This is a genomic window from Sinomicrobium endophyticum, from assembly GCF_052983315.1.
Genome location: NZ_JBRKIS010000071.1, coordinates 1 through 19,237, shown reverse-complemented (window position 1 = coordinate 19,237; position 19,237 = coordinate 1). Strand labels below are relative to the sequence as shown.

The window sequence follows — 19,237 nt, the reverse complement described above, 5'->3', positions numbered from 1 at the left end:
CTCCCATGAAAAAAAGAATAAAACTGTATATTTATATAACTGCCATAATGGGCACCATGGTGGGATATGCACAACAAAAACTGGATTATTCATCGTGCCAGGGGTATGAACTGGGCACCGGCCAATACCATGCTTGTGTACAGGCTATAGATGAAATGAATAAGCTACTGGAAGAACTACGGGCAGCAGAAGCAATAGAAGTGGCCCAGAGTCTGCAAACCACGGGGGTTACACTGTTTGATGTACAGGCACAGATCCAAACGATAGACCTGTCCGTATTACAGGAACAAATACGGGCAAAGCAATCAGAGGCGCTGGCAGCACAGCAAGCCCTGGCCCAGGCAGAACAAGCCCTGACCCAGGCAGAACAAGCTCTGGGCCTGGCAGAACAGGAGTTCAAAAGAGCCCAGGAAACAGCAGCGGCAACCGGGCAAATGCTAGAATTATCCGGGGTGAACATGGCACAGAATGCAGCAGAAGCATACGTGGCAGATGCAGAAATGCATGCCCGGCTTGCCGCCCAACAATATGCAGCTGCCACAGGGCAGGGCGGCACACCCGGTACCGGTACAGATACTTCTACAACAACCTGGTACATGGACAACGATGGTGATGGCTGGCACAGTGCTTCCCGAGAAAGTGCTAGTGCTACCTGCCCGGGCCTGGGTTGGTGCAATAACACCACAAAAGGCCTGGACTGTGACGATACCGACCCCACAAAAACCTACGATTGCAGTGACCCGCAAGCACCTACGGTAACTTGGTTTCTGGACAAAGACGGCGACGGTTATTTTGCCGCAGGGCAGTGGGCAAGCTCTAGCCCAGGACCTGGCTGGACAACCGCTAACCCAAAAGGGCCCGATTGTGATGATACGAGCTTTAACTTGACTACTAATTGTACTGCTTGCGAGAAAGGAAAAATCCCAGATGGAAATGGAGGCTGTAAACCTGACCCATGTTTAAATAGCGATTTAAGACATAAAAAAATTATAGACCCACTGCTATCCCAGATTAATTCCAGAACTCAACCATTTGGCACCCCTAATGGAGTTGCTACTATGGTTAAGTCATTCGAAATCCAAGAAATTGAGAATGGTTATGGTAATATCAATTTAGATCGTTATTCTTTAGACATAAATAATTTGCCTGATGGCTATACTCCCCAACAATTGTTTGAAGAAATAAGAACAAACTTTTATGACTTGATTACAGGAGGAGATTTTTTTTGGGAAAAAGCAGAATTCATGCCCTATGCTGTTCAAGACATAAATTCTTGGAGTTCCTCAAACCCTATAGGATCTGCAATGGATTTTGATACTTTAATGGATACAGCAACAGTAATATGTACAGAATATAGTAATAGTGAAATGTATTGGGTATTTACTACTGTACATAGTGTAGACCACTTAGGACACCCAGTTAGTGGACATAGATGGTTTGGTATAGAAGAAAATGGCAACGGTAGTTATTCTTTTGTTGTTAGGGGAGCCGACAGATTAACTACTTGGGTTGATTCTGCTGCAAATGTAACACTTGGATTAGGTGGAGATTTTGCTTTTGATTTAGCAGACAGGACTTGGAAAAATTTAATGGAAACGATTGAAAAATATATCAACAGTAAACCAGGTGGCGATGCAAAATCTTTTGATAAGAATAAAGAATATGCTAAAAGATATGAGTATAATATAGGAGATTGTTCAGAATAGAAATTATAAGAATTATAAATTTAGATTAAGATGAAAAATATAAAAATAGTAGTTATTTCAATTTTATTTTGTGGTTGTATAACTAAATTAATTGCTGCTAATTCATCAGTAGAAGATGTGATCATGGAACAACAGACAAGTCTTGCAGAACAAATCTATAATAGACTAGTTGTGTCAACTCGAATTGTAAAATTCACAAATCGGTATATCGATTCACAAAAACAGGAAAAACCTCATGTTCCCGATAATATTTGGACTCAAATTAAAAATAGTATAAATTATAGTATCTTTAAAAATGGAGCAATCGAGGTGCTTAATAATAATTTGTCAAACCAACAAATGCAAAATTTAATTAATGATTTTTCTGATAAACCGTCAATTCCAATACCCAACCTAATAAAAAAAGAGTTATATGATTTAATGCCAAACTTTCAAGATACTATTGACCAGAAAATATCTCAAATCTTATCAGATAATGGATATTAAACCTTAATTATGAATAAATGAAACCGACATGATTAAAACATCATTAAAGCACAAATACGCATGATTGTTTTAATTGTCAAACCAGCTAACTTTTAGTTGGAGGTTCCATGTGACCATTGAAAAACAATAAAAAAGAACAGATGAAAGGAGAAAATACAATTAGGATAATTAACCTTGTTGGTATGAACGTGTGTGTTCTGTTTTTTCTACCCTATTACTTAAACTTATTCGGGTATAAAAACGATTATTGGACTGTGGCTATTTTGGGAGTTTATTTATTCCTTTTTTTCTCTGTTTGGATTTTTATTTATTTTATTATAACAGAAGTTAGATATGTTTTAAAACATAAAATTAACTTCTTAAAGCATATAATTAGTAATAAGTTGGTTTTGTGGGGTATATTACCTTTTATAGTTTATTTGATACTTTGGGTGATTGCTAGTTTTAGAAATAACTTATAACCTGTATAAGATCAACATTTTAGACAAGAAAAATCTTACTTATCCACTGATGTGCGATTGTATCACATTCCCTCTCCTTCATACTGTAAAATAAGCGCAGTACAACGGACTATGCAGGAAGAAAAGGCTGTTGGATAAGATCATTGTTTCTCAGTGTTTTGGCTGAACGAAAAGGAATATTAAGAAACCAGTCGCCGAGCAAGTATATAATAAATTACAGGTGTCTAGTAGATTACCCAGGTTCATTGAGAAGTATATTTGAGAGAATCTAAAAATCGTCCCGAAATACCTGAAAATGTATGGAACTCTTCAAAAAAACAGTATAAACTATAAGGCATTTAAAAACTCCGTAATTAATGTTCTAACAACTAATTTTAGCACCGCAGAATTGCAAAAAATGATAGATGATTATCAAAATAGTTCATATATACCTATTTTGCATTTGAAGGTAAGGAATGAAATCCAGTTAGCGCTACAAAACTTTGATAGTTCAATAATCAATCAAATAAATAATGTTTTAACTTCAAATGGTTATCAAAAACTCGATAAATAGGTTAGCTGAAAATATAAGAATTTTAAACATAATTGTTTTTATTCTCTGGCAGTTAGTAAAGTATTTTGAGGAATTGTATATTTTTATAATAATATTAGCGTACTCACATATTGTTGTTCTAATTGCTTTCATTATAGTTGAAATTGTAAATCTATTTTTAAATAAGTATCGTTTGGGTTGGCAATCACTTATTGGTTTTGCGATTGTAATCTTTACTTTATTAAAGATTTACTTAGGCAGGTAAATAATTTGACTAACCCCAGCTCCCCGCTCTACGAAGAGTTCTTTTATAAGACGATGCTCCGCAAATGTTAGGGAAGCTTACGTCTCTATGAAGGCACCCGCTCTCCGAAGTGTCATATGCCATGCGAATGTCTCTGACTTCGCAGCCCTGCTCTACGAAGTGTTGAAGGGCCAACTGGTCCTCATTTGAGCCTGGCGGAAACGAGGGCCTATCGTAAAAAAGCGTTTGTAACACGCCATAAAAGGAGGATTACAAAGGATGGAGAAAATAAGTTCTTGCACTTATGCCTTTTGATCACCGGAAAGAAGGATTATGTATATTTGGGTGTTGTAATACATTAAAATGAAACTGACATTAGAAATATTAACCAAAGCAATTAACGACTACCGAACCGAAGGTATCGAACTAATGAAAAGGTTAGGTGAGAAATTTGGTTATGATATTTCGGTAAAGCAACAGTATGAAGAATTGATTTGGAAAGGAAATCTAAATGTTCCAAGGAAAGGACAACTTTCAGAAAGAGTGGACTACGCTTTTCACGGTGGGGAGTGCCATTTTCATAAAAAGAAAACTCGGCAAAACATAGAAGTGATTTTATCGAATCCCCCTATCTTTGGAAAGTTAGATACCTGGTTTTTAAAGAGGTATTTGGACAGTACTGATGAATACAAAGAATTTAGTAAAGAATTGGACTGGCAAGAGCTTAAGCCACTAATAAATGAGCTATATCGTACTGGAATAATTGAAGAAAGAAAATAAAAAAACCCTGCTCTTCGAAGTCTTGCAGGCCTCGGTCCTCGTTTGAGCCTGGTGGAAGCAAGCCCCGGATGGTATACATTATTTTTACTGCAACACAGGGACTTCCATATAAAAGGCAGTCATTCCAATATAATTGGTGGCAGTATTCAGTTTTTTGGTAAGTATGTTCTCTATGGTGGTCACCGGGGCATCCGGGACGTTAAAGGAACAAATACATCTTACACGTTTGCCATTGTAGTTAAAAATAAGGCCTTCAGTGGGTGTGTCGGGGTATTGTTCCGTTAGATTTTCCTGGATGGTTTGAAGGGTTTGGTTAAATTTTTTGGTATATAGGTTTTGCTTATCTTCTTCGTATTTGTCAATATAGGTAATATCTAAAGGGCCGTTTCTTTTCTGAACAGGTTTTATTATATAGGCATCTTGCATTCTTCCCGATTTCGATTCGGGAGATCTACTATTTACCTGTCTGTATTTTTTATTCTCGCAATCATAATACGGAGAAGCATATACAAGAACGACATCGAAGTTTTTATCCATAAAAAGATACTCCCAAAAAGTTATTTCTTTTATTGGAATTCCTCCGGGAGTATACTCCATCGGAAGATTGTTCAAAGGAAGGTTTTTTAGCTGGTCGTCTTTTTTATTTGGTCCGTAAGAATACAGTTTGTATTCTATATACTTTGCTTTCAAGGTATCCGTATCGATCGTTACGGTATCTATATGGATGTTGTAACCGTATTTCTCTATATACAACCTGTCTGTCTGGCCATTCAAAAATTTTACCCGGTCTAAAACCGAATCCAGATCTTTTTTATTCTTTGGCCACAATTCTCCATAATGATCAAATGAAGACGTAAGAGCTGTACTTACAGATAATTCATTACCGGAATTTTTAAACTGCTTTATGAATTCCCGCAAAGAAGTAAATTGATAATATTGGTATCCTATATAGGATAATAGGGTTATGACCAATAAGGATAATATAACTTTAATGATCTTCATTTCAAACTTGTTTAGTCTCTATACTCATAACCCATTATCTCTTTATAAACTTGCTTAAAAGCCTCGCGGTCCATCTGTATATATATCATGGGCTGATTTACACCAATCGTGGGGCCCGTAAACTTAAATACGTTATATTTTGAATTTCCTTTCCTGATTTCGGTAGATTCTATGTGGCTAAGCGTATTTGGAGAATCTACTCTTGGGTCCAACGGATCGAAACTAACATTTGCAGTAAAAACAATTCCTTCATACTCCAATTTTAGAATCACTCCATTGATAGCGCCTTCTTTGATACCGAAAGCACGCCCTGTCCCATAGTATTGTCCACTTCCCCTGGTACTTAAATCAATAGGCTCGAAATTACGATTTACACTGTCAACCCTCCTTTTTACTGCATCAAAAATTTCCTCTACCAGTTTTTTTAAATCTTCATTTCGTGCACTATAAAACGAATCCTTATCCAAATCCGGAGCACCTATGTATTTACGGTACAACCTGCTTACGCCATTCGACGCACTATTTTGATAGTCTTTCCATACGTCACTTTCTCTACGCCCAATGTAGTCATAACCATGAGGGGTATTTTCTTCTGAAGTAACATCTTCTTTCCAAACGTATCGGCCAGTTTCCTTCTCCTTAGTCCAGTCGAACGGTTCTTCTCCCCTGGTATTTTTAAAGGGCATATCAATTAGTGAATCTTCGCCAGGAATATCGGGGCTTCGTTTTACATGAAAATGAAGATCTATATCCATACCCGTTGTTCGGTGCATCTCTAACCAGCTTTCAATGTCCTTTATGGAGTGTACAGTAAATTCCATAATTCTTTTAGATTTACAAGGGGTAGTATCAGCTCATAAATATAAAGATTTTTCTGATATGAAGTGGGAATTCCCGGGACATTGCCCCAACCGATTCTCGTGTGAGCCTTGCGGAAACGAAAGCTCATTGTATAACGCGTTTACTTCGATAACGCACGAAAAAGGTTATGCTAAAATAGTACTGTTTGCCTCCTCTTCGTATAACCTTAATAGCATATTGGCAATCCGGGAAAAATACAGGTTATATTGTAGTTTCCAAAATTTTGGGAGGGTTATTCACATGTATTTTTTAAATGGAATTTTCCATCTTCGTCAGTCTCCATAATATATCCGTTCTCTAACATATACTTAAAATCTGATCTACCGTGTAAATGCCATAATAAATATCCATATTCACACTTATTCCTAAAATTACCATTTTCAAATTCTTGTTTTACTATAGGAATCAATATTTCGGACATACTATATGGTGCATGAATTAAAAGTATTAATGGATTAAAATCTATATTCTCTCCTCCCAAACCCTTTAATCTTGAAACTGAAGGAAATCCATAGCGGGTAATGATCGAAAGCATTTTTTTCGTTTTAATTGAGTCTATGGGCGAAATTATAGAGCTCCAAATTTCCTTTTGAACATTTCGGGAAAGGGAATCCCTTACTAAAAGAGTATCAATATCGTCAGAATCAGGTATAAACTCTCCATATTCCACATAATTTCTGAGACTCTGATCTAATTCATACATCAATTTTAATTCTTTGATCAAATCATCTGCATTTTGTTTTAATAAAGAATCCTTGTCTGCTTGAGCACTTAATTTGATTAATGATAAAGCGAAAAATAAAAAAGAAAGAAAGAATTTTGAAATTCGCATAATATAAATTTAATTGCAGTAAATATACCTATTATGCTATGAATTTACATACAATTATCGTAAAATACCTAAAAAAATATTACGGAATTGACTTAAAAAAGAGAATTAAAAAGTGTCAATCCATTGAATCAATAAGAAACGTTTTAGAAGAGAACGATTTTACCGTTGAATATTTCACATTAGATAATCCGGTTATAAATGACCCTAATTTGTGGCCTAAATTACCAAATAGATTCATAACCTCTCTACTGAATAATGAAGGTGAGGAAAAAGAATGTATAGCTTCTGTTCTTGAACATAGAATCAAAGTAGAATTATATAGTAAAACCAGATATTATGAACAACAGGAATTTTTAAAACTATGGACCAGAAAAATATTATTATTGAAAACAGAGCGAGATGAAAAAAAACGATTACAAATTTTAAATACGGAAAAACTATATGTAGCTATTATCATTTTAATGTTGATAGGAATACTCCTTTATTCTAGAGATTTCTTTTTGTACCCAATAAATGTGATTCAGATAGCTATATTGTATAGTATTCTACGAACAGGTTCTGGATTAAATAATAGAATTAATATTTGCAGTTCAAACAACAATTGTGGCAAATACAACAGTTTTTATGTCAGTTCAAAATACAAAATAACCGTTGCCGAATTGGGATCTATTTTTTTCGTCGGGTTCTTATTTTTTAACTCAATTTTTACACTAAGCCAATACAATATTAATATTCTTTATTCAATTAATCTTTTAATATATACTCTAATATTCCCCATCATTATTGCCTCTATAGCCTATCAATTTAATCAAAAGGCATTTTGTACAAAATGTTTGATTATATCCTCAACTTATATACTACAATTGATTTATCTATTGTACATAGCAGATTATAAGAGTTTATATTTGAGTTATGTGATGATTTATTACTTCTTATTTTCTTTTTTATTAGCAGCCTTTATTACTATTATACAAAAACAACACCTTACCACATCATCTGAATTAAATCTTTTAAAACTAGAAAACATCAACATATTAAGATCAACTGAATTTAAACCTTCTGGTTATTTAAACAATTCCCAAACTTTAAGTTTTCTTCCCCTAATTTTTAAGGAACTTTTGGTTCTTAAAAGTCTAACTCCAAAATTAGAAATTCTATATGTAACCAACATAGAATGTAATTTTTGCAAACAAATGTCGACTTGGCTTAAATCTGTCATAGAAAAGAATCAAAAAGATGTTAGTTTATTTCTAGTTTTTAAACTAAATGGTAATGAGAATCCTATGTCCATTTTGATAATGAAAAGATTAATGGAAATAATAAGCAATAATCCAACAGAAGGATATAATGCTTATTTTGATCTATTAGTATTAAAAAGTAAACGCGGTTGGTTGAAGAAATACCACCTTCCAAACCAAGAAAAGAATATTGAATATATAACTCATATTAGCCATTTTTTAAACGAACATAGTATTACTTCAACTCCAACTATATTTATTAACAACAAGAAGCTTAAACCAATTTATAGTAGAACAGTTTTCAAAAAAATTTTCGAGAATTATTTAAAATCTACTTAGATTTTCATATTGACATTTACCAAATATCATAAAATATTTAAGCCTATTCAAAGTAATTTATCCCTAAATACACACACATATCGATTGAAAATATAAATGTTAAAACGTACAGTTTTCTACACACACTGTAAGTCTTTTTGCATAAAAAATTTGTTTTTGAACAAAAAAATTATTATTTATGTGGAATAAACCCATAACAACCAAAAGACATTATGATAAGACTTGACGATCTTAAGAAGAAAAGTGTATAATTTAAGCATCATACGAGGGTAAAAACTACTACTTTTAATGCTCGAATTTTACTGATTCTTCTTTAACGTGTCAAAAATGACATCTCTCCCCTACTAAAGAAAAGGAAGAATCTTACTAGTAGTTCCAATCCCTAGCAAGTTTAAGGTATTGAAAAAATTATAACGATTGATTTGCTTTAGTAAATCCTTATAGAATTTCTATGTATAAATATTAGGCATATACTTTTTAATATAATTACGAATTATCGCTGCTCTGAATTATTCAAAAATCATTAAAAGGGGACGTTGAAAACCTATAATAGAGTAAACATTAACTTAATTTTTTTATTATGAAACTAGATGATTTTCAAGAAGGGAAACATGTTACAAAAATTTCCGATTTAAATGCGATTAAAGGAGGAACTTCATCAACAACTATGCAAGAAGTTGGCGTTGCCGCCGAGAAGTGCACTGAAAATGAGAAATGGTCTGATGGAAGTAATGCAGGGACTGTTGAAGTTGATTGTCCTTAATTTTTTGGACTAATTTATTCATAAGTGCCCAATTTTGGGCACTTTTAACTCCTATATTTTGTGATATTATTATTGTCTACTATAGCCGGAGATGCTTCATTTCCTGGAATTATCGATTGGTTGGAATACTATGAAGCTGATTATTATATATTAAATGGAGAAGATATTTTTGTAGGAAGAGAAAAAATAAATGTAGAAATTAAAGAAAATAATATAAAACTAGAATTTGAAAGCTTTGACAGGTCAGAGGTAAATGTTATATTTTCTAGAAGGTGGTTACAGGCTGACGTTTTCAAGCATATTAAACCTAAATATCCGCAGTTCGAAAAAATATTAACGACTGCTTTAAAATCTGAATTTTATTCCCTTAGTAATTTTATCGTAAATCAATTTCCTGATGCTTATTGGATACCTAAAAACAATCGAACATCGGTTAATAAACTCCAAATCCTACAGACAGCAATAGAAGTAGGATTAAAGGTTCCGGAAACTATTATAACAACCTCAAAAAAAACATTGAGCCAATTTTGGAACTTGAATAATAAACTAATTATATCCAAAGCAATAGAAGATTTTTCTGTTTATGATATCCCACCGAACATGATTCTTCAACCAATGTACACCAAGCTGGTATCTGAAGACTATTTAGATCAAGTGGCAGATAGCTTTTTTCCGACCTTATTCCAAGAATATATTGAAAAAGAACATGAATATAGGGTGATATATTTTGAAGGGAAAGTATATGCATCTTTAATTTTATCTCAGGAAAATGATGAAACAGTTATTGATTCAAGGCAGGCTAGTACTTTGGAGAGTTCCCCGCGAATCATGCCCATAGAACTTCCAAAGGAAATTAATTTGAAGGTTAATGAATTTATGAAAAAGATTAATTTAAATATTGGGGCAATTGATCTCCTTTATGGAAAAAATGGGGAATACTATTTTTTAGAAGTCAATCCTGTGGGCCAGTTCGAGGCATACTCTAGGCACTCTAATTATGATATACAGAAAAAAATTGTAGAATTCATGATAAAGAAAGACCATGAAAAAAGAAATTGAATTAATCAATTCTCTTGTTATAAAGGGAATTTTACCTGCGCCATTTTATGATGCGTTAATAATCGAAAGAAAGAAACAGGATAATTATTTTGAAAGGGATAATTATTCAGAAAAGTATAAACAAAGTTTCCTAACTGAACCTCCATTCAGACATATAAGTAAAATATGAATAAACATTTAAATATTTTTTCTTCGGTCAAATATACAATTGGTCAAACGCGTGCCCTCTTATATGATATTGAAAATGGTAAATACTCAACAGTCCCTAATTCATTAATTGAGGTTATAAAAAAATTAAGACTATGGGGCTATTCCAAAACAAAGCAATATTACAATGAGCAAAGTCAAGTATTTGATAAATATATAGGCTTTTTAATTGAAAATGGCTATGCTTATTTTAGTTCATCAAAGCTAAATTTTGAAGATCATTCTACGGAGCTTTATTCAGCATTTGATTTTAATGAAATGATTATTGATTATTCGAAATCCTCAACTTATAATTTAACCTATACTTTAAAAAGAACAATTAAAATGTATAGGATTAGATGTTTCCAAATAAGATTTTTTTCTTTTTATTCCGAAAAATTTATACGGAAAGTTCTTGATGCCTTCGAAGGATCTATAGTCAGGAGTGTTGAATTGTACGCTAAAGTAGACAAAACGATGCCCATTGAAAGATGGGATGCTTTATACAGAGAATATCCCAGATTAAATAAAGTGTATTTACATGGCATAAAATATCATTCTGAAAAATACGATGCAAATAAAAATATTGAAATTATTTCTGAAAGGGAGGTAAGTAAAAAGAATTGTGGAGTGATCTCTGAAAGCTTTTTTACTGTTAATTTACAGAACACAACAATTGGAAAAACTCATAATTCATGTCTGTACAAAAAAATAGCCATAGATGAAGACGGTTTCTTTAAGAATTGCCCATCTCAAGGAGAAGTTTATGGAAGAATAGACGAGTTATTGGCACATGAGAAATTGCTGTTAAAAGAAGATTATACAAAGCTATGGAACATAAATAAAGACAAAATAAATGAATGTAAAATATGTGAATTTAGAGATATTTGTATAGATTGTAGAGCATATATCGAAAACCCAAAAGATATTTATAGCAAACCCTTAAAATGTGGTTATAACCCACATACCAATCAGTGGAATGATTGGAAGCAAATGAAAACTAAAATTCCCGCTATTACTTTTTATGATTTTTAAAAGGTGTAGTAACTGTCATTTAGTCTACGTTTGAAAACCTCTGAAAAATAACTCCCACTCCTTTTTAGCCATCTGGATTTCGAAGTACCGTGTAGCCTTACCCAGTCTAAGACACTGCTCAATTGAATTAGTCAAGATTTAATCTGGCAGTTACGAGTAAAAAAGCAATTTTAAAACCAGATTAAATATCAACGCATACACATGGGGTGCGTGTGGTCGCTCTTCCAACACATTGGGTAATGGATTTAAGTTACTTTTTCGTTCTTTTGTCAAAATTTATTTTAGACTTTTAATGATACCATTTATGCAAAAAAACTACTATTCACCTAAAAAGTTTTGTTTACTTCCTTCCTTAGGTAAAACCGTCAGCCTGGCTATTTTTACAGTATTGATCTCCAACGCGGCTATTGCTCAAACTGCCAAAGGCCAATACATCCGGGCATCTATAGGATATGGCATATCTGCACCTTATGACGATGTAGATACGTACGGGTCCGGTTTTTATGCACAGGGAGAATACTTGTTTAACCTGAGGACATGGTTTAGCCTAAGGCCATATGCCGGGGTAATATTCACCAAAACAAGGAAAGACGACAGTGCGCAACGAGAACCGGATGACAAGATAACTTCCAATGCATTTCTTATTGGTGGCAAGGCACGGGTTACGGCCCCGCTCTCCGAAGTATTACGGATTCCACGAATGTCCCCGCTCTCCGAAGTGTTATATGTTATACGAATGTCTCTGACTTCGCAGCCTATATTAAGGGCATAAAAACTAATATGCCATACTCAAAGCCCCGGTTGAGGAATTGTATAAAAAATCGTAACCTGCCATTATATTATTGATATTTTCCTATATTTATAGACGTATTGATGACTTTTTAATAAAGTAGCAATGCATTTTTAGGGAAGCCTACAACTTCCCCTCTACTTTTGCCTGGAATGAGATTCTTTTTGGGCAGATTTCTTATGGCTTTGTTGGATAAAATGGTTGGGTTTACGAGATTCCGTATTTAAGTTTATTTACTGATTATTTTCTTTGCATAATAGCATAGACTGCAAATCAATTTTGTAAACCGAATTGCACGTGAAGATTTATTTGATGGAATTTGTGCACCTATATAGACAATTATAAAAAACAATGAAATACTTCAAATCAGATAAAGATTGGGAATACAATTCACAACTTTCAAAAGTTGACAATAAATGGTTATTTTATGGAGAAGGATATAGACAAGCGTGTGAGTTAATTGAAAATCAAATTCTTAAAATAGACAGAAGCGACCAGGATTTTTTAATCTATCCTTACTGCTATCTCATGAGACATTATATAGAAATAAGACTCAAAGAAATAATAAGCGAAGGAAATAAATTATGTCCCGCTTCCATTGATACTAAAGGAGGTCATAATCTTTCATTTTTATGGGATAAATCGCAGGAGACCTTAAAAAATGTGTGGCAAGACCAGTACAAAGATGCTCCCAAAGAGGTTTTTGATTTTATTACAGAGTTACATTCAATAGATGTAAAATCGGATAATTTCAGATACCCAATTGATAAGAATGGAAAAGATACACTAGATAATATTAATCAAATTAATTTTAAAAAGCTTTCAGAAGCATTTCGAAATGTGAAATATTATTTAGACGGGATAACAGATGAGCTCTCTATTGCCAAAGAAAATAACTACCTGCTCTTCGAAATGTTGCAGGCGAATGTCTCTGATTGTACTGCTTCCGAACTCCCAGGAAATAATAAAACGTTTAAGCAAATTGCCAAGGTTTTGGAATCCGGACAGACAAAACATTATAACCCAACAAAAGAACCCAATAACCATTAGAAAAACTGGCCGAACGGAGGTACGTTATAGAAAGGTTATAATACTATCATTTATAAAAACAGGCTACTACGGGCCAAACTGTATATTTTAATTTTGGAAAAATGACTGTTTTAACAGAAAATCAGGTCAATGAACTTTGCTCTTTTATTGAAAAACGGATTGAAAATGCCAGGTGTGATCATTCCTTGAAGAACACTCTGGAATGGGCTGAAAAAAATAGTATTAACATAGATAACCTGATAGATATATTGGAATCAAATGGCGGGTTTTGTGATTGTGAAGTCATAATGAACCTCCCTGAAAATTGTGATATAGAAATAGAAGAACAAGCTAAAACGACAGATTCGGGGAATCCTTTTAAAATACCGTTGGGTTATGAACAAATAGCAGATAAAATATATACAAAAGCTATTTTTTCCAGTTCAAATTACGATTACAACAATCATACGGAAAACGGGGAATTATTAATTCCGGCACCTTATGGGTTCAAACCCCGAAAAAGAATCAGGAAAAGTGTTCATTTCTTTAATGGAACTCAATCGGAATTACCAACTGAAATTGGATTTGTTAAAGAAATTGAACCTACCGATGCAAAAGAATTCGCTAAAAAAATAAGGGATTTGAAGTTGGGGGCATTAGCTAAATTTTCCGAAAGGGAAGCGGACTATTATTTATCCAGGATTGATAAAATTGATATAGGAAAACCAATGGGAGCGTATTTTATGGAAAAAACAGGAATTGGTGGTACAAAAATGGAGTTGAGGATCCATAAGGTGATACTTCGAAAATAAGAACTATGCCTAATGAGCATATAGGTTGCGCATCGTTGACAGAAAGCTATAAAATGACATCCAGAAAATATATTAGATTAGGGAAAATAACAATGATGATCTCGTTCATCCTCGGAACCCTGATTTTTGGATTTTATTTCCTGACCTCAAATGATAAACTATTATTTATTGGGTATGGATTTATTATAATTGCCGGATTTTTCAATTTAACTGTTTTACTTGCAATTTTATACAGATCAAAATCTGACTTGCCGAACGGGAAAAAACTTCGAAAAACCGGTAGGCTAATGCTGGTTAACATCCCCGTAATGTTCATTTATATTTGGGTTGCAATGATCTTAATTGGAAATATGAGAGTTACTTTTACCAATGCAACTCAAAATACATTGACCGATATTAATATTGTTGGCTGCGAAACGGAACATATTTCTGAATTAAGACCAGGTGAAAGTAAAACGGTATGGATTGGAATAACAGGAGATTGCTCCATAACGTTGGAATATTTGGAACTTGGAACACAAAAAAAAGAAATTGTAGCAGAATACGTAACAAGTGGAATGGGACAAAAAATGAATCATAAAATTGACGGAAAAAATAAAGATATACTCTGAAGAAAACAGTTGCACAACACCGACCATGAAAAAATAATTATTAAAGCCCAACTGGTTCTCGTTTGAGCCCGGCGGAAAACGAGGGCGCTCCTACTTCGGCAAGTGCTCAGCACAGGTCTATGAGGGGCATTCAACACAATGTTCCGGACCATTAGCCTCATTTTTTGTAACTTCACCACTACCGTACGATTATACTCGCCACCGAAATAATGAACAAGAAAAATTATAAATTCAAAGCCGAACAAATAAAAGAATTGATTCCAGGATTAGGAGGATGTTTTGCAACTGACAAAATCACTGTTGATGGTCTTAGAGTAGGATACATGTACCGGGAGGAACCGGACTTTGAAAATGATAGCGGATGGAGGTTTTTTTCAGGAACTGAAAGCCAGGAATATGTAGATGACTTTAATAACACCGGAATTTATGAAGTTAACACCATTGCGAATTATGATACAGCTATAATTCCATATCTTAATTTTCCGGTTGGAACGGAATTGGAACGGAAAAATGACTCGGACGAATTCGTAATCGTATCGGAATAAAAATAAAGCCTACACGCAACGGGAACAACGGTTTATAGGAAAAAATATTTGTAACGAGGCATAAAAGAGTATTTTAGGGAAGGCTACACTATAAGCTTCAATTTTGAGGCACAGCGACATTATTGTTTATGCCTTTGAGAGGTTTTGTATATTTGAGTATTGTACAATATTTTGAAAAAAGTAATCGACATATTACTTATATCCTTACTGCTCTCGTGTTCTGAAAAGAGAAGAATAGAACATAGTAGGGATTTGAATTACTTGGGTGAAATTGTTCAGACATATATGTTTGAATGTACCGATGCAAACCAATTAGAAGTCCATACCAAGGCGAAATTTAATCCGACTGATACCACAATGACTTTTTATATTGGGAAATCTAAATCGGACTTTTTTCAAAAATGGAATATTCCGTTAAACCAAATCTCCTTGAAACTGGACACCATTAATTCAACCATGGCAGTACCAAGTTTAAAAATAAGAGGAATTGAAAACAGGTCAGTGATTCAATACACTGGTTCAGAAAATAAAATATCTAAAAAGACCAAATCATTCAACATTTACCTGTTTGATTGGTGCGACAAGAAAAAACAAGATAATTTTATTCGTGCTTTTAAAAGAATGATTGAATTGGCTAAACTCCAAGAATAGACCTTCTACCCCCCCGCTGGTGCGCGATTGTATCGCGTTCTCTCCCCTCTCGCTAGTTCCACAACCGTACCACAAAATTTAGTAGCTTTAACCTATGAGCCGAAACTACAAATTCCACAATCCGGAAGGCCTGTATTTTGTAAGTTTTGCCATAGTGGAGTGGCTGGACGTTTTCACAAGAAACCAATACAAGAACATATTGCCCGATAGCCTGTCTTTTTGCCAAAAGCAAAAAGGAGTGTTAAGAAAGGCTTGGATACCACACGATACAATCGTACGGTAGCAGAATAGTTCCAATGGTACGTTTTTTTTGCTAAATTAGATGCAAGAAAACTGCCGCAGCCCATAGTTGCAACCGTAGCCATTAATGCCGAAATGAATCTAAACTATAAACTAACCCTCTCGGATTTTTTAGAATATCAGCTTTATGCTTCTTCAAAATCTGACACACATAAAAAAAGACATAGAAATAGTAGAGTTATAGTACCAATTCTATTTTTACTGTATGGGCTTTACTTGACAAAGAAAGACCAAAACCACATCGGAATTTTAGTTTTTGGAATTACAGCAATTTCATGGTTTGTCTTCTTCCCCTTTTACTCCAAATGGAGGTACAAAAGACATTTTGAAAAGCACGTTGAGGAAAATTATAAAAATCGGATTAACACCCCTGTGGAAATTGACTTTGATGAAAATTCAGTATACACCAAAGACTTTACATCTGAAAGCAAAATAAACGGAACCGAACTCAAAGAATTAATAGAAACGAGAAACCATTTCTTTATAAAATTGACAACTGATTTAGCTCTTATTGTCCCAAAACACTTTATAGAAAACCAAACGGAATTCAAAAAAATTGTGACTGAATTAGGAGCTAAATATGTTGACGAACTGAATTGGAAATGGAAATAACAATAAAGAGTACTACTAATGGTAACAGCACCCTGCTCTACGAAGTGTTGAAGGGCCAACTGGTCCTCATTTGAGCCTGGCGGAAACGAGGGCCTTAGCCCAAAACAGTTTTATCCGTATCTTTAATGCTTCCATAAATTATTTTATGGGCTAACAGGTAAAAACCCAACCCAATGGACAGCATCAAGGAAATCTCCACAATGGGAGGTTTTATCCAAGATTAGTTTGATAGGGCTACTCCCAGTTTTCTAATCTCCAATTATCCTCCAAATTTTCTATCAATAAAGTATCATTCCATACACCCCAAGGGGATAATTTTTTTTGTTCGCTGTTCAATACTTCAACCGATTTCCGTTCCCAAGTCTCAGAATCTACAATTTGCCATCCACTACCAAACATATGCTCGGTTCTATAATATCGGGGACAAGAAAAATCTTCTGGTAATGGAACATTTTCAATAAATTCTACAATCTCATTTTTGTATGCAGCAATTAATGGGAAATCAACATAATAGAATTTTTCAGAAATCACAACTTCAGCTATTTCTGGTTTCTGTCTATATAAATCACTAAAAACCTTAATTTTTTCTACCTCCGAAGTATCTTTTGGCAACTTCACACATTGTAAATATCCTTTGCCTTTAGACGTTTTTATCTCAAAAACATCTCCTAATTCCAACTTCTTCCTTATCATTACAACTATCTTATTTAATTCCAGATATTTACCATAATTCATACCCGCTCTTCGAAGTGTTGTAGGCTCTGCGAACGTCTCCGACTTCGCAGCTTATTACACGTTAATGACAGGCCCACCAGGATTTTCCAACTGCGAAATCCAGCCGTTTAAAGATTGTTTTTTCAAGTTTGTTCGCCCGGAAAAGCTGAATTATAGCCAATGTTCTGCGCCGTTTTTATTCTACCCAATCCCCAAATTTATTTTTCTTTTTCCATTTTCCATCGACTAATGCAAGAATTAGAGTTTGTCCGCCTGCGCCTTGCTCAAGCATTAGATACGCTAGATTTTTGTCCTTGTTAAAAATTGGCTTATTGAATTTTAAAATTCCATAATTTTCGGTCCCTTCGCTAATACTGTCAATTATTGCACTGTAAGGCTCGTTATTCTCTAATTTTGATTTTAAGTCGAAAACATTAAATCCATATTTCTCCAGTCGATTCAGGTCCAGATGGATATTGTCCGAAACCTGTTTTCGAATAAACATGGTGTCTGATACTTTTAAAGAATCAGATATAAATTTCCAGTGACTAATCGTCTTTTTGGAGTTTTTAGGGTCAACGGGTAAAAGGGGTGGCGTCATTCCACCAAATCCAGCATTAGAAATGAGTTGGCTTTTGGTAAGGAGAACTTTCAATTCCGTTGTGTCGGATAGTACCTGATTTAAAAATTCCAGTTTGAATTCGTCTGTAATTACAATGTTTTCTTTTGTCTCCTTTTTACAGGCCAAAAGAAAAAGTCCAAACGATATGTAGAGAATTATCTTTTTCAAATTGCGTAGAATGTGTTTGTATAAGATTAGTTGCGTGTTTTAAGCACCTAATTTAACAAATAGAACCCGAATAGAAAATCCTGGCGGATTTTAACGCCATCTCCATAACATACCGCTACCGAAGGTCTCCGTTTCAACATGGGCTTCATTGTTCGTCCTGCAAACGCAACGAAGCCTTAGCTGTTGGCTATAGTATTTTTATTATTAAACTAATTAATCTTTAGAAATTAACTTAGGGTCAATTGGAAAAATTTCATCATTTTCTAGCATCAAAAAATTTGGATTTAAGTCTTCAGGACAAGTAATCGCTAATTTGACTTTTTTTGTTTGTTTTGCTTTCAATTTTTTCTTGTTTTTTCTATATATCCAAGTTATTGTTCCAGCAGCTAAAGCTAGGTCAACATTATATTTAATTTTATTGTTTATGTCTATAAGATAGAAATTATTGAAATCAATTAATTGTTTTTTATCTGAGGTGTTTTCAAAAGTCAGGTAGACCATAAAGTATTTAAATCCTTTTTTTGTATAATAATGCCCACTTCCAGTATAAATTTTAGACCATTTTTCAACCTTATCAATATGAAAGTTTAAGTCAACATTATATTTAAATTTTTCTTGTGAAAAAGAACTTTTAATACTTAAAAAAGTAATTAAAATAAATACTGAAAGGATTTTGCTTTTTAAAATCATATATTCTAATTTATGCTCATTGATTTATATTAAACAGGACCTTTATATTGTTGCCAGCGGTTTTGTATGAGATTAGTTGCGTGGTTTAAACAAACTAATTTAACAAATACAAACCGAATAGCTCCCGTTTGAGCACAATATGGAAAAAATATCCATAAAAAATCTACTA

At 33.8% G+C, this 19,237-nt stretch carries 22 protein-coding genes; 16 read left to right on the top strand and 6 right to left on the bottom strand.

Translation table 11 applies throughout. The features are described from left to right. Nucleotides 1-5 precede the first annotated feature (5 nt). The 3 genes from ACVBDU_RS23905 to ACVBDU_RS23895 all read left to right on the top strand — a co-directional run bounded on the left by ACVBDU_RS23905 (nt 6) and on the right by ACVBDU_RS23895 (nt 4,209). Complete coding sequence (locus ACVBDU_RS23905) at nt 6-1,706, top strand: hypothetical protein (protein ID WP_447182189.1); 1,701 nt, start codon at nt 6-8, stop codon at nt 1,704-1,706. Between the two features lie 30 nt (nt 1,707-1,736). Continuing rightward, entirely contained in the window at nt 1,737-2,192 is a 456-nt protein-coding gene (locus tag ACVBDU_RS23900; protein WP_447182188.1) for a hypothetical protein, read from the top strand. A 1,600-nt stretch (nt 2,193-3,792) separates the two neighbouring features. Continuing rightward, complete coding sequence (locus tag ACVBDU_RS23895; RefSeq protein WP_447182187.1) at nt 3,793-4,209, top strand: DUF6896 domain-containing protein; 417 nt, start codon at nt 3,793-3,795, stop codon at nt 4,207-4,209. Nucleotides 4,210-4,293: 84 nt separating this feature from the next. Here ACVBDU_RS23895 and ACVBDU_RS23890 read toward each other — a convergent pair whose 3' ends face one another. The 3 genes from ACVBDU_RS23890 to ACVBDU_RS23880 all read right to left on the bottom strand — a co-directional run bounded on the left by ACVBDU_RS23890 (nt 4,294) and on the right by ACVBDU_RS23880 (nt 6,904). Then, nucleotides 4,294-5,211, bottom strand: coding sequence for a hypothetical protein (locus tag ACVBDU_RS23890; protein ID WP_447182186.1), 918 nt, complete (start codon nt 5,209-5,211; stop codon nt 4,294-4,296). A gap of 11 nt (nt 5,212-5,222) precedes the next feature. Next, nucleotides 5,223-6,032, bottom strand: coding sequence for a hypothetical protein (locus tag ACVBDU_RS23885; RefSeq protein ID WP_447182185.1), 810 nt, complete (start codon nt 6,030-6,032; stop codon nt 5,223-5,225). Nucleotides 6,033-6,304: 272 nt separating this feature from the next. Beyond that, the gene (locus tag ACVBDU_RS23880) at nt 6,305-6,904 is read right to left on the bottom strand and encodes a hypothetical protein (protein ID WP_447182184.1); all 600 of its coding nucleotides are present in this window, start codon (nt 6,902-6,904) and stop codon (nt 6,305-6,307) included. Between the two features lie 38 nt (nt 6,905-6,942). Between ACVBDU_RS23880 and ACVBDU_RS23875 the strand changes: the two genes are divergently transcribed. From ACVBDU_RS23875 to ACVBDU_RS23815, 13 genes are all read left to right on the top strand, one after another. Continuing rightward, nucleotides 6,943-8,481 (top strand): hypothetical protein, encoded by a 1,539-nt coding sequence (locus ACVBDU_RS23875; RefSeq protein ID WP_447182183.1) that lies wholly within the window; start codon nt 6,943-6,945, stop codon nt 8,479-8,481. Between the two features lie 580 nt (nt 8,482-9,061). Beyond that, nucleotides 9,062-9,244, top strand: coding sequence for a hypothetical protein (locus ACVBDU_RS23870; RefSeq protein WP_447182182.1), 183 nt, complete (start codon nt 9,062-9,064; stop codon nt 9,242-9,244). 60 nt (nt 9,245-9,304) lie between these two features. Continuing rightward, nucleotides 9,305-10,303: an ATP-grasp domain-containing protein gene (locus ACVBDU_RS23865; protein ID WP_447182181.1), complete on the top strand. Its 999-nt coding sequence runs from the start codon at nt 9,305-9,307 to the stop codon at nt 10,301-10,303. Then, complete coding sequence (locus ACVBDU_RS23860) at nt 10,287-10,472, top strand: hypothetical protein (protein ID WP_447182180.1); 186 nt, start codon at nt 10,287-10,289, stop codon at nt 10,470-10,472. The genes ACVBDU_RS23865 and ACVBDU_RS23860 overlap by 17 nt, the downstream gene beginning before the upstream one ends. Continuing rightward, entirely contained in the window at nt 10,469-11,524 is a 1,056-nt protein-coding gene (gene gwsS, locus ACVBDU_RS23855) for a grasp-with-spasm system SPASM domain peptide maturase (protein ID WP_447182179.1), read from the top strand. Before ACVBDU_RS23860 ends, gwsS begins: the two co-directional genes overlap by 4 nt. Nucleotides 11,525-11,828: 304 nt before the next feature. Further along, a complete protein-coding gene (locus tag ACVBDU_RS23850) occupies nt 11,829-12,296 on the top strand; it encodes a hypothetical protein (RefSeq protein WP_447182178.1) in 468 nt (155 codons plus the stop codon). 369 nt (nt 12,297-12,665) lie between these two features. After that, entirely contained in the window at nt 12,666-13,364 is a 699-nt protein-coding gene (locus tag ACVBDU_RS23845) for a DUF7003 family protein (RefSeq protein WP_447182177.1), read from the top strand. Nucleotides 13,365-13,465: 101 nt separating this feature from the next. Further along, entirely contained in the window at nt 13,466-14,155 is a 690-nt protein-coding gene (locus ACVBDU_RS23840; RefSeq protein ID WP_447182176.1) for a DUF2695 domain-containing protein, read from the top strand. Nucleotides 14,156-14,208: 53 nt separating this feature from the next. Continuing rightward, entirely contained in the window at nt 14,209-14,766 is a 558-nt protein-coding gene (locus ACVBDU_RS23835; protein ID WP_447182175.1) for a hypothetical protein, read from the top strand. A 209-nt stretch (nt 14,767-14,975) separates the two neighbouring features. Then, nucleotides 14,976-15,311 carry a DUF2185 domain-containing protein gene (locus ACVBDU_RS23830; protein ID WP_447182174.1) on the top strand — a complete coding sequence of 112 codons (336 nt, stop codon included), beginning with the start codon at nt 14,976-14,978 and terminating at the stop codon, nt 15,309-15,311. A 171-nt stretch (nt 15,312-15,482) separates the two neighbouring features. Then, entirely contained in the window at nt 15,483-15,962 is a 480-nt protein-coding gene (locus tag ACVBDU_RS23825; protein ID WP_447182173.1) for a hypothetical protein, read from the top strand. A 94-nt stretch (nt 15,963-16,056) separates the two neighbouring features. Continuing rightward, nucleotides 16,057-16,245, top strand: a complete 189-nt coding sequence (locus ACVBDU_RS23820; protein WP_447182172.1) for a hypothetical protein — start codon at nt 16,057-16,059, stop codon at nt 16,243-16,245. A gap of 92 nt (nt 16,246-16,337) precedes the next feature. Further along, the gene (locus ACVBDU_RS23815) at nt 16,338-16,874 is read left to right on the top strand and encodes a YcxB family protein (protein WP_447182171.1); all 537 of its coding nucleotides are present in this window, start codon (nt 16,338-16,340) and stop codon (nt 16,872-16,874) included. A 234-nt stretch (nt 16,875-17,108) separates the two neighbouring features. Here the strand turns inward: ACVBDU_RS23815 and ACVBDU_RS23810 are convergent, their stop codons facing one another. From ACVBDU_RS23810 to ACVBDU_RS23800, 3 genes are all read right to left on the bottom strand, one after another. Beyond that, nucleotides 17,109-17,567 (bottom strand): hypothetical protein, encoded by a 459-nt coding sequence (locus tag ACVBDU_RS23810; RefSeq protein ID WP_447182170.1) that lies wholly within the window; start codon nt 17,565-17,567, stop codon nt 17,109-17,111. Nucleotides 17,568-17,784: 217 nt separating this feature from the next. Continuing rightward, entirely contained in the window at nt 17,785-18,378 is a 594-nt protein-coding gene (locus tag ACVBDU_RS23805; protein ID WP_447182169.1) for a hypothetical protein, read from the bottom strand. 213 nt (nt 18,379-18,591) lie between these two features. After that, nucleotides 18,592-19,068, bottom strand: a complete 477-nt coding sequence (locus tag ACVBDU_RS23800; protein WP_447182014.1) for a hypothetical protein — start codon at nt 19,066-19,068, stop codon at nt 18,592-18,594. Nucleotides 19,069-19,237: the final 169 nt, after the last annotated feature.